Source organism: Enterobacter sp. RIT637 (assembly GCF_019718755.1).
Lineage (GTDB): Bacteria > Pseudomonadota > Gammaproteobacteria > Enterobacterales > Enterobacteriaceae > Enterobacter.
The window spans coordinates 259564-270812 of the sequence record NZ_JAIHAZ010000002.1; the positions used below are offsets into that span (position 1 = coordinate 259564).

10 protein-coding genes are annotated in these 11249 nt (G+C 53.5%); 4 read left to right on the forward strand and 6 right to left on the reverse strand.

From position 1 onward, the window contains the following. Nucleotides 1-71: 71 nt before the first annotated feature. Nucleotides 72-785 (forward strand): murein tripeptide amidase MpaA, encoded by a 714-nt coding sequence (mpaA, locus tag K5E19_RS04780; RefSeq protein ID WP_221550221.1) that lies wholly within the window; start codon nt 72-74, stop codon nt 783-785. On the opposite strand, the gene ycjG is transcribed toward mpaA, so the two are convergent. Continuing rightward, nucleotides 776-1741, reverse strand: a complete 966-nt coding sequence (ycjG, locus tag K5E19_RS04785; protein ID WP_221550222.1) for an L-Ala-D/L-Glu epimerase — start codon at nt 1739-1741, stop codon at nt 776-778. The two genes, mpaA and ycjG, sit on opposite strands and share 10 nt — an antisense overlap. A 107-nt stretch (nt 1742-1848) precedes the next feature. Here ycjG and tpx point away from each other — a divergent pair, with 107 nt between their 5' ends. After that, on the forward strand, nt 1849-2355 hold the full coding sequence (gene tpx, locus K5E19_RS04790) for a thiol peroxidase (protein ID WP_221550223.1): 507 nt from the start codon (nt 1849-1851) through the stop codon (nt 2353-2355). Between the two features lie 283 nt (nt 2356-2638). Next, nucleotides 2639-3847: an aldose 1-epimerase family protein gene (locus tag K5E19_RS04795; RefSeq protein WP_221550224.1), complete on the forward strand. Its 1209-nt coding sequence runs from the start codon at nt 2639-2641 to the stop codon at nt 3845-3847. Between the two features lie 38 nt (nt 3848-3885). On the opposite strand, the gene tyrR is transcribed toward K5E19_RS04795, so the two are convergent. From tyrR to K5E19_RS04810, 3 genes are all read right to left on the reverse strand, one after another. Further along, complete coding sequence (tyrR, locus tag K5E19_RS04800; RefSeq protein ID WP_221550225.1) at nt 3886-5427, reverse strand: transcriptional regulator TyrR; 1542 nt, start codon at nt 5425-5427, stop codon at nt 3886-3888. Between the two features lie 113 nt (nt 5428-5540). Further along, nucleotides 5541-6593, reverse strand: coding sequence for a YcjF family protein (locus tag K5E19_RS04805; RefSeq protein ID WP_221550226.1), 1053 nt, complete (start codon nt 6591-6593; stop codon nt 5541-5543). Next, nucleotides 6590-7987 (reverse strand): YcjX family protein, encoded by a 1398-nt coding sequence (locus K5E19_RS04810; protein WP_221550227.1) that lies wholly within the window; start codon nt 7985-7987, stop codon nt 6590-6592. Before K5E19_RS04810 ends, K5E19_RS04805 begins: the two co-directional genes overlap by 4 nt. A 153-nt stretch (nt 7988-8140) precedes the next feature. Here K5E19_RS04810 and K5E19_RS04815 point away from each other — a divergent pair, with 153 nt between their 5' ends. Further along, nucleotides 8141-9151 (forward strand): LacI family DNA-binding transcriptional regulator, encoded by a 1011-nt coding sequence (locus K5E19_RS04815; protein ID WP_221550228.1) that lies wholly within the window; start codon nt 8141-8143, stop codon nt 9149-9151. Between the two features lie 34 nt (nt 9152-9185). Here the strand turns inward: K5E19_RS04815 and K5E19_RS04820 are convergent, their stop codons facing one another. Both K5E19_RS04820 and K5E19_RS04825 read right to left on the reverse strand, forming a co-directional pair. Beyond that, entirely contained in the window at nt 9186-10100 is a 915-nt protein-coding gene (locus K5E19_RS04820) for an OmpG family monomeric porin (RefSeq protein WP_221550229.1), read from the reverse strand. Nucleotides 10101-10165: 65 nt separating this feature from the next. After that, entirely contained in the window at nt 10166-11248 is a 1083-nt protein-coding gene (locus K5E19_RS04825) for an ABC transporter ATP-binding protein (protein ID WP_221550230.1), read from the reverse strand. Nucleotide 11249 lies beyond the last annotated feature (1 nt).

Consider the following 11249-nt stretch of genomic DNA (forward strand, 5'->3'; position numbering starts at 1 on the left):
ACGGAAACTATTTGATAAACAGCAAGTTTTGCACAACACTGCCAGTAGAGACTTTTTTATCAGGATTTCGTATGACAATCACCCGACCAAGAGCGCAACGTGGTGCATTTCCGCCTGGCGCTGAGCAATATGGCCGTTCTTTTTTTGGTGCTTCTTTGATCTGGTTTCCTGCCCCGGAGGCCGATCGCGACAGCGGTCTGATTATTGCCGGTACGCACGGCGATGAGAACTCATCCATTGTGACGCTGTCGTGCGCGCTGAGGACACTGACTCCAGAACTGCGGCGTCATCACGTGATCTTGACCGTCAACCCGGATGGCTGTCAGCTTGGGTTGCGCGCCAATGCGAGGGGAGTCGACTTAAACCGAAATTTTCCGGCAGCAAACTGGCGTGCCGGTGAGACGGTATATCGCTGGAACAGCTCCGCCGAAGAGCGCGATGTGGTCCTGCTGACGGGAGACACCCCCGGCTCGGAGCCGGAGACACAGGCGTTATGCCAGCTCATTCATAAGCTCCACCCGGCCTGGGTTGTCTCGTTCCACGATCCGCTGGCCTGTATCGAAGATCCGCGCCATACGGCGCTGGGCCAGTGGCTTGCTGAGGCATTCGCCCTTCCGCTTGTGACCAGCGTGGGTTACGAAACACCAGGCTCGTTCGGCAGCTGGTGCGCTGACCTGGGGCTGCACTGTATCACTGCAGAATTCCCGCCCATTTCGTCTGATGAGGCCAGCGAAAAGTATCTCAGGGCGATGACAGATCTTCTGCGGTGGGAACCTCAAAGGTGAAGCACGCCCGTGGTAAAATTCAGCGCGGGTGAGACATCAACCGCCAGCCACGTCGGGCCATCAAGATCGGCAAAACGCACTTGATTTGCCAGCGGTAGCGCAGCGCCAATCGCCCGGGAAGTGCATAACATGCATCCCAGCATGAGGGTAAATCCCTGCACCTGCGCCTCTGTCGCCAGCGCAAGCGCTTCGGTTAATCCACCCGTTTTGTCGAGCTTAATATTCACCATCTCATAGCGACCTTTAAGGCTGTCCAGACTGTCGCGGGTGTGACAACTTTCATCCGCACAGACAGGCAGAGGATGAATAAAATTCGCCAGGGCGGCATCCTCGAGCGCCGGTAAGGGCTGTTCAAGCATGGCAACGCCCAGGTCGGCCAGCAGTTGGCAGCGGGCGGCCAGTCCCTCGCTATGCCAGGATTCATTCGCATCCACTATCAGCGTTGCCTGCGGCACCGCCGCACGAATGGCAACCATTCGTTCACTGATTAATCGATCGTCAAGCTTGACCTTCAATAACGTTGCTCCAGCGTCATAAAGCGCTTTCGCACTGGCGGCCATCTGTTCTGGCTCACCGATAACCACCGTCTGCGCGGTCACTACCGCTTCCGGCAACGTAAGGCCCAGGAGTGAGGGCAAGGTTGTCTGCTGCTGTCCGGCCTGCAGGCTCCACAGCGCGCTGTCAATCGCGTTGCGCGCCGCTCCGGCAGGCAACCGATGTTGCAACGCCTCGCGGGTAAGACCCGTTTGCAGATCGGGTACAAGCGTCATGATTTGCGCCATCACCGAAGCAAGGCTCTCGCCGTAACGAGGATAAGGCGTACATTCACCGACCCCCTTAATGCCGTCCTCCTCTATTTCGACCACCACGACGCGGGCTTCACTGCGGCTGCCGCGGGAGATCACAAATGGGGTATGCAATGGCCAGGCTTCTTCATAGACCTTAACGCTTCTCATCACTGACTCCTTGCAGCCCGGTAAGGCATAAAAATTGGTTTGCCGTGTTATCCGCGGATGGCATACACTAGCCCCGACGTTAACTATATGTAAACAGGAAGATATCTATGTCACAACTCGTTCATTTCCAGGGCAACCCGGTCTCTGTTGCAGGTGCCATTCCGCAGGTAGGTAACAAGGCGCAGGCTTTTACGCTGGTGGCTAAAGATCTGTCTGACGTCACGTTGGGCCAGTTTGCTGGCAAGCGCAAGGTCCTGAACATTTTCCCAAGCATTGATACCGGCGTTTGTGCCGCATCCGTGCGTAAATTCAACCAACTGGCAACAGAAATGGACAACACCGTGGTGCTGTGCATTTCCGCTGACCTGCCGTTCGCCCAGTCGCGCTTCTGCGGCGCTGAAGGTCTGAGCAACGTCATCACCCTGTCTACTCTGCGCAGCCCTGACTTCCTGGAGAAATACGGCGTTGGCATTTCTGAGGGTGCCCTGAAAGGCCTGGCGGCACGTGCAGTTCTGGTCATCGACGAAAACGACAACGTTGTTTTCAGCGAACTGGTAAACGAAATCACCACCGAGCCGGATTACACCGCTGCGCTGGAAGCCCTGAAAGCATAATGATTGCTTAGCAATCTATAAAGCTTAGCATTGTCCTGAAACCTCGCGTTGGCGGGGTTTTTTATTGCATTAATCGCTGAATCGTTAAGGCATAAGTACTTTTACCTCACACTTCTTATGTAAAGATTGTTTAGTCGATAAACAAACAGGAGAGTTAAATCTCATTTTTCAGGTTAAAAAGCCGTTATTTTCTCCCCAGTGAAGCGCATCACATTTCCCCTTCCCTCTAAACATTAGATTTGCTGACGAACTCAAATAATCGTTTCAGCAAAAAGGGATAAATATGAAAATTAAACTGGCGTTGACGGTGGTTGCAGTACTGATTTCGGGTCATGCCTCGGCAAAAACATGGGTGCTGACAAGCGCTGAAAGCGGTGTGGAAAAAGGAAACTGGCGAATTTCGAGCGATCAGCTGAACGCTAAAGGGCCGAACTTCAGCATTGAACAAAAAGTTCTCCACGGCGGTAAGCAGGAAGGCAGTAAAGTCCTTGTTATTAGCAGTCAAAATGGCCTGACGATAATGTTAAGCCCAACCCGTGGCATGAATTTACTGCGCGTCGAGGGTTTTGGTTCGAAATTGGGATGGGACTCTCCGGTTAAAGAGGTCGTTAACCCGGCATTTATCAATCTGGAAAGCCGAAATGGACTCGGCTGGCTGGAAGGCTTCAACGAAATGATGGTTCGCTGCGGCTATGAGTGGACAGGCCACCCAGTGACAGCAGACGGGCAGATTTACACGCTGCACGGCAAGGCGGGGAATACGCCGGTGTCTCAGGTTGAAGTTGAGGTCGCAGATGCTGCGCCGCATGAAATCCGCGTTCGCGGTCTCATTAAAGAGAGCACCTTCAAAAAAGCCGATCTGCAAACAATGACCGAACTGCGTTACGTTCCAGGAAGCAACCAGTTCAGCCTGCATGATGTCCTGACCAACCATGCTGACTACCCGCATGACTATCAAATCATCTACCACAGCAACTTTGGCACACCGATCCTTGAAGAAGGCGCTCGCTTCCTTGCTCCGGTCGCCAGCGTGAGTCCATTTAACGATTACGCCAAAGCGGGTTTGAACGGCTGGCAAACCTATGCGGGTCCGACAAAAGGGTTTGATGAGATGGTCTTTAATATCACGCCGCTGGCAGACAAAGATCACCAGACGCTTGCTGCGGTGGTCAACAAAGCGGGTGATAAAGGGGCATCAATTCAGTTTGATACTCGCCAGTTGCCGGTTCTGACGTTGTGGAAAAACACCGACACGTTGAAGCAAGGCTATGTCACGGGTATTGAACCTGGTACCAGCTACGCCTATCCGGTCACGATTGAACGCGAGCAGAAACGCGTTAAGCAGTTGCAACCAGGCGCAAGTACCCAGTTCGATCTCACCTATACCCTGCTTCATAACCAGGATCAGGTGAAAGAGGTGGAGAACAGGATCGCAACGATTCAGGGTAAGACAAAACCAGACCTCGTTGCCACCCCAATCGCGAAGGAATAAGTGGATAATCAAAAGCCTCCATCCGGAGGCTTTTGCTTTTATTCGTCGCCTTTCTTATGGTTCAAGCCATACTCTCGCAACTTATTCGCAATCGCAGTATGCGACACCCCAAGCCGCTTGGCCAGCTTGCGGGTGCTTGGATAGCTACGATACAGCTGCGTCAGCACAGAGCGCTCAAAACGACTGGTGATATCGTCGAGCGAGCCTTCCATCGCCTCTTCACCTACCGACACCGTCCCGGCATCGTAATCCGGCAGCAGGATATCCTGAGGGCGCAGCTCGTATCCTTCCAGTTGAGTCAACGCGCGATACACGGCGTTTTTCAACTGACGAATATTGCCCGGCCAGCCGTAGCGCGTCAGCACCGTGCCCAGATCGGCAGAAAGCTTCGGACGCGGCACCCCCTGCTCATCCGCAAAGCGGGCCACAAACAGCTCCGTCAGCGGGATGATGTCTTGCGGACAATCGCGCAGCGGCGGGATGTTCAGCGTCAGCACGTTCAGACGATAATAGAGATCTTCCCTGAACACTCCCTTTTGCACCAGCTCCACCAGGTTCTTCTGGGTGGCGCAAATGACGCGAACGTCGACGTGGACTTCATGGTCCTCGCCCACGCGACGGAAGGTACCGTCGTTCAGGAAGCGCAGCAGCTTAGCCTGCATGCGCGCAGACATCTCACCAATTTCGTCCAGCAGGACCGAACCGCCGTTGGCCTGTTCGAAGAAGCCTTTCTTCCCTTCCGGCGCGTGGCCAAACAGTTCACTTTCAACGGCATCTTCAGGGATCGACGCACAGTTCAGCGCCAGGTAAGGTTTGGCCGCCCGCGGGCTGGCCATGTGAACGGCATGCGCGAGTAAATCTTTCCCGGTTCCCGTGTCCCCCGTTATTAGCAACGGAGCAGTCAAACTGGCAAGCTTACGGGCCTGATCGACCACATGACGCATTTTCGGGCTGACGGCAATAATCTGGCTGAATGCGCCGACATCCTGGCTGGAGATATTCTGCAATTGGCGTCCCATTCGGACGGTGGAACGCAGCATGATCACGGCCCCCGTCAGGACACGACTGTCGTTTTCCCCTTTCAGGTAGACCGGCGTGATCTCCATCAGGAAATTTTGCCCGTTAATGACGACGTGTTCACTGTGGGTGTTCTGCGGGTTGCTGTCCAGCCAGCGCTGGAAGTTAAAGCCGGGGATCAGCTGCGTAGCGTGATGATTGCTGAGTTTCTCCTGACTCTGCGCAAAAAGCTGGCAGCTCGCCAGGTTCACGCGCTCGACTTTACTTTTCATGTCGAGAGACAAGAAAGGTTCAGGCATGGCTTCCAGCAGCGCGCTCAGCGCCAGGTGCTCGCGCTCTGACGGCATCCAGGGTATGGTACGGACATCCGTAACGCCAGCGATACGGCGGATTTCCGCCATCAGGCTACTGAAGGTGTTGAATTCAATTTCGGCAAAATTGAGGTAAATTCGCCCGACAGGATCGATCTCAATGCCACGTAAATCAATGCTACGTAAAACAAGCAGATCGAGTAACTCGCGGGTCAGACCGAGACGGTCCTCACAAAAGACTTCCAGACGCATGGGAAATTCACCGTTCTTAGCCATTAACGCTAAAATGATATGTCAGATCACGGTATTCTGGAAGGTGGCTGTCAACAAATATTGACAGCCTGCACGAATAGTCAGCAAAGTCTTTACGGGGCCGGCTTTTTATTGAGCGTTTCTTTCAGTTGGCCAATAAGCTCACGGCGGAAATCGCCCAGACGGGGCTTGTCGCCATCGATCCAGGGCAGCGGACGGCACACTTCCATCGCTTTGATACCCAAACGAGCAGTCAGTAAACCGGCACCAATCCCCTGAGCAGCACGCGCTGACAGACGCGCCGCCAGATCCTGTGACATCCAGTCCATCCCCACTTCACGAACCAGCTCGCTGGCACCGGCAAATGCGATATTCAGCAACACCAGCTTAAACAGGCGCAAACGGCTGTAATAGCCCAGCTCAATGCCGTACAGATTTGCGATACGGTTAATCAAACGCAGGTTCCGCCACGCAATAAATGCCATATCGACCAGCGCCAGCGGACTGACGGCAATCATCAGCGTGGACTCCGCCGCCGAACGGCTGATTTCGCGTCGCGCCTGCGCATCCAGCACCGGCTGCACCATGTGGGAATAAAGCGTCACCACTTCACGATCGTTCTGAGTTTCATGAATGGCGGCATACCAGCGCTGAAGCGCCGGGTGAGACTGGTCAATCCCGGCCTGTGCAGCCAGTTTTTCACAAAAGTCGCGGCCCTTTCCCGTGCCGTGGCTGTGAAGCAGATCCCGGGCGATATCTCGCTCGTGCGCGCGCTGTCGCAAACGCCACAGACGCCGCCACTCGGTAGCAACCGACCCGACACCCGCCCCCACAATCAGCGCACCCGCAGCACATCCACCCAGCGCAACCCAATCCTGGGTTTGCCAGGCGTTAATCGTCCACTGTACGCCCTGACCCACCACGCTTACGCCAAATAACGCCAGTCCTGCAGTGACCATCTTCCTCCACAGGCTACGTTTCGGGCGTAAGGCCGCTTCGACAACCGCTTCAGCCGGGCCGTCCTCGACGCCAGGCTCTTCAGTCAGCACTGGAGCAAAGTTATCAGCCTGCACGCCGCTAAAGGTTTGCGCCGTTTTAAACGCATCCTGACGCTCTTGCTCAAGCGTCCCGGTAAAGTCAATGCGCGGTTTTAACGGTTCCGTCATCGCAATTTATCTCCAATCAAAAATTCCAGAGCCGCATCCAGACGAATGTGCGGTAACGGCCGATCGACGCTCATGGTTTGTGGCCGAAAGGCTTCGAACTGGAAGCCCTGATTTTGCCAGAATGCCTGACCCGGCAGACGAGCCGGAACCTCCCCCGGGTAGACGGTCAAGGGTTCACCGTCGCTGAGACGGTTGCCCCGCAGTGCCGGGATTTTTTCGCCATTCACGTCAATCAACCCGCTCTGTGTCGCCTGCACTGACGCCAGCCCGAGGCAGTCCATACCGATCCCCTCAAACGCAGCGTTCTGCCAGGCATCCTGCACCAGCTGCTGCAGCAGCGAGACCATATTGGCATGCTGATCGACCGTCACGTGATCGGCCTTGGTGGCGGCAAATAGCAGTTTATCGATCACCGGCGAGAACAGACGGCGGAACAGCGTGCGCTGTCCATAATGAAAACTTTGCATCAGCTGTGTCAGCGCGAGGCGCATATCGTTAAACGCCTGCGGTCCGCTGTTAAGCGGCTGAAGGCAGTCCACCAGCACAATCTGGCGATCGAAACGTAAAAAATGATTTTTGTAGAAACCTTTAACCACTTTTTCGCAGTAGTAATTGTAGCGCTCGCGCAGCATCCCGGCGTTTGTGTGCTTATCCGCCTGCGCCAGCTTTGATTCACCGTATGCATCCACATCCGGCCAGGGGAAGAACTGCAGTGCTGGTGCCCCCGCTAAGTCGCCCGGCAGAACAAAACGGCCTGGCTGGATGAAATGCAGCCCTTCATGTTTGCACTGATGCAGATATTCCGTCCAGGCTTCGGCAATCGTTGCCAGCCTGTTTTCATCCGCTGGGGCCAGGGGATCTAACCCCTCACACAGCTGCCGCCATTTTGCCGACCACCCGGCACGTTGCCCCTGCAATAATCCCGTCATCTGGCGGGACCACGTCAGATAATCCTGGGCCAGCATCGGCAAATCAAGCAGCCACTCACCAGGGTAATCCACAATTTCCAGATACAGCGTCGAGGTATCCTTGAAGTGGCGCATGAGGGATTCATTGGAGCGAAAACGGAGCGCAAGGCGAATTTCACTCACGCCGCGCGTCGGCGTCGGCCATGTCGGCGGGTCGCCATAAAGCTGTGCCAGCCCTTCATCATAGGTAAAACGAGGAATGCCAAAATCGCGCTGAGGCACGCGCTTAACGCCCAGCAAACGCTCTTCGCGCACGGCGCTTAGCAGCGGCAGGCGCGCACCGGCGTGCAGATTCAGCAGTTGGTTCACCATCGCCGTGATGAACGCCGTTTTGCCGCTGCGGCTAAGTCCCGTCACCGCCAGACGCAGATGGCGATCAACACCGCGGTTCACCAGAGAGTTGAGTTCGTTTTTAAGTCGCTTCATCGCCGTCCTTCATTGCGTGGAAACCTGAAATGCATGGCTTCAGAATACAATAAATGGGGGCAGATCGTTGATTATCAATTCTTATTTATTGCTATTGCCGTTTTCTCTCCAGTAAGATGAACGACATTGCTGTTTGTCTGGAGTGAGAGGTGTATGTCACCCACTATCTATGATATCGCCCGGGTTGCTGGCGTTTCAAAATCAACCGTGTCGCGCGTTCTGAATAAACAAACGAATATTTCTCCTGAAGCGCGTGACAAAGTGTTGAAGGCGATTGACGAATTAAATTATCAGCCCAACAAACTTGCCCGCGCCCTGACTTCTTCTGGCTTCGACGCCATTATGGTAATTTCAACGCGTTCAACCAAAACGACTGCCGGTAACCCTTTCTTCTCTGATGTTCTTCATGCCATTACGGCAAAAGCTGAAGAGGAAGGTTTTGACGTTATTTTGCAGACGTCTAAAAGCAGTGAAGACGACCTGCTAAAATGTGTGAACAAAATAAAGCAGAAAATGATTAAAGGGATCATTATGCTGAGTTCACCGGCCGATGAGTCTTTTTTTACTACCCTGGATGCGTATGGCGTACCGGTAGTCGTCATCGGTAAAGTGGAAGGCGATTTTGCGAATATTTATTCTGTCGACACGGATAATTTTCATGACAGCGCCACGCTAACAGATAATTTTATTAAAAATGGACGGCATAAAATTGCCTGCCTGCATGCGCCACTTGATTATCATGTTTCGATTGATCGTCTTTCAGGATATAAAGCCAGTCTGAAAAAGAATAACATTGCGATTAATCCAGACTGGATCATCAACGGCGGATATACCCACGAGAGCGCGCTCGCAGCGGCCATTAAATTATTGTCCTCAACCACGCCGCCTGATGCGGTATTTGCGACTGACAGTATGAAGTTACTTGGTCTTTATCGCGCGGCGGATGAGTTAAACCTGATGATCCCAGAGCAGGTTGTGGTAGCGGGATACAGCGATCCGATGCTGTCACTCATCCTCACGCCTGCACCAGGGGGATTTGATATCCCAACCCGCAGGCTGGGCGAAGAGAGTTGCGATCTCTTGTTTAAGCGTATCGCCGGTAATCCTGCACCACAAAAGGTACTGGTTGATACCCATTTTTCACTTGCAGCCTCCCTACGGTAATCCCAGGGGCGGTTAGCCCCTGGGATTATGCCGATCAGAATGCGTAATTCACGCCAACGCCCGCATAGTGGAAGCGGTCGCTTTCACCTTCATCATGGTTTTCCCACTCATAGGCATATTCCAGCGTCATGGATAAACCGTTGTTGAAATCATACGCGTAAAGCAGACCGAGACGGTTGAAATCGTGTCCTTCACGTTCAGGATCGTCCTGCCAGTCCCAGTTAGACCAACGATCAAGTCCCAGACGGGTATAAGGCGTTAACGTCGTCTGGCCTAACGAAATGGGCAGATACGCACGAATTTCCTGCGTCGAAAATTCGCCGTTATCGCGTGAACTGTCCATATTGAAACCGCGCTCTAAATAGTAATTCACTTTAGCCGAGAAGGTTTCGTTAAGGGTCCAGGTAAAGCCCGTTTCGGTTTCGACGCGACTGTCAGCATATCCGGTTTTTTCCAGATCGTTTGCAAACTGATACATGGCAAACCATCCGCCAAAACGCCAGTCGTCGGTTAATTTTATATCCCAGTCAGGCTGAATTTTATAGCGCTGCATATTAGCACTGCCGTCTTTCGCCCCCTTTTCATCTTTGAAGTGGTATCCATAATTACGGAAACCACCCGTCAGGCCGAGTGTGAAATCATCCGTTCCAATAAAGCGATAGCGCAATTCAAATTCAGGACGATCGAAATAGGTTCCGCGGGTCATACTGCTGTAATCAACCGGGCCTTCCTGATACATCGCCATCGAAATTGTCCATGCATCCCAGGTCGCGTTAAACCATACGGACGGTTCATACAGACCGTCTTTATCGTCGCCCTGACCTTCGACGTTTTCAATTTCATACATTGCACCGATATTAAACTCCCAGTGCTTTGCTGTTTCTTCGGCTTGCGCGCAGCTAACCCCTGCGCACAGTACGAGCGCAGCACTTCTTAGTAGAGTACTCATTAAAATATTCCTTTATAATTAACACATAAAAAGCCGGAAACTTTCATTTCCGGCGAACACCTTTCTTATCTAATAGCTGTTTCAGTATCAGCGTCGAAGAAATGGCACTTATTCATATCGAACTGAATACCGATGGTATCCCCTGCGGCATAATCATTTGCTGCTCCCGCCCGGACAACCAGTTCATGCCCACCGACGGCGGCATAAAGCATAAATTCCGCCCCCGTCAGCTCGGCTACGCTCACTTTCGCAGGGATTGCTTCCCCCTGGCTTTGAAGCGTCAGAATATCTTCCGGTCGGATCCCAAACACCACGGCTTTACGCTGATAACCCGCAGCGTTCAGTGCAGCGAGCTTCTCTTCCGGAATTTCCAGACGCAGTGTTTCCGTCACAAAATAACGGTCGTCTAATGCCCCGCGAATGAAGTTCATCGCGGGCGAGCCGATGAACCCGGCGACAAACATATTCGCGGGCTCGTTGTACACCTGCTTCGGCGCCCCTACCTGCTGAATGAAGCCGTCCTTCAAAATCACGATGCGGGTGGCCATCGTCATCGCTTCTGTCTGATCGTGGGTCACGTAAATCATCGTGGTATTGAGCTTCTGGTGCAGCTTGCTGATTTCAGCACGCATCTGCACGCGAAGCTTGGCGTCGAGGTTAGAGAGCGGCTCATCCATCAGGAAGACACCGGCTTCGCGCACGATCGCCCTGCCTAACGCCACACGCTGACGCTGACCGCCGGACAACGCACCGGGTTTACGCTTGAGGTAATCACGTAATCCCAGGATTTGAGCCGCCCAGTTAACGCGCTCTTCGATAACCGCAGGCGCGATTTTTTGCATCTTCAGGCCAAACGCCATGTTGTCGTAGACCGTCATATGGGGATAAAGCGCATAGTTCTGGAAAACCATCGCGATGTCGCGAGACTTGGCGGGGACATCGTTCATGCAAACGCCGTCAATCACCAGTTCACCGGCGCTGATCTCCTCCAGTCCGGCGATCATGCGCAGCGTCGTCGATTTACCGCAGCCAGATGGCCCGACGAAGACGATGAACTCCTTGTCCTCAATTTCGAGGTTGAAATCCTTCACCACGTGGACCTGGTTATCGTAGATTTTCTGAATGTGTTTCAGAGACAGTTGAGCCATT

Bases quoted from the DNA above. Each gene is read 5' to 3' on its own strand.
- ycjG (WP_221550222.1), bottom strand. From the start codon at position 1,741: ATGAGAAGCGTTAAGGTCTATGAAGAAGCCTGGCCATTGCATACCCCA.
- K5E19_RS04825 (WP_221550230.1), bottom strand. From the start codon at position 11,248: ATGGCTCAACTGTCTCTGAAACACATTCAGAAAATCTACGATAACCAG.
- K5E19_RS04815 (WP_221550228.1), top strand. From the start codon at position 8,141: ATGTCACCCACTATCTATGATATCGCCCGGGTTGCTGGCGTTTCAAAA.
- K5E19_RS04805 (WP_221550226.1), bottom strand. From the start codon at position 6,593: ATGACGGAACCGTTAAAACCGCGCATTGACTTTACCGGGACGCTTGAG.
- mpaA (WP_221550221.1), top strand. From the start codon at position 72: ATGACAATCACCCGACCAAGAGCGCAACGTGGTGCATTTCCGCCTGGC.
- K5E19_RS04820 (WP_221550229.1), bottom strand. From the start codon at position 10,100: ATGAGTACTCTACTAAGAAGTGCTGCGCTCGTACTGTGCGCAGGGGTT.
- K5E19_RS04810 (WP_221550227.1), bottom strand. From the start codon at position 7,987: ATGAAGCGACTTAAAAACGAACTCAACTCTCTGGTGAACCGCGGTGTT.
- tyrR (WP_221550225.1), bottom strand. From the start codon at position 5,427: ATGCGTCTGGAAGTCTTTTGTGAGGACCGTCTCGGTCTGACCCGCGAG.
- tpx (WP_221550223.1), top strand. From the start codon at position 1,849: ATGTCACAACTCGTTCATTTCCAGGGCAACCCGGTCTCTGTTGCAGGT.
- K5E19_RS04795 (WP_221550224.1), top strand. From the start codon at position 2,639: ATGAAAATTAAACTGGCGTTGACGGTGGTTGCAGTACTGATTTCGGGT.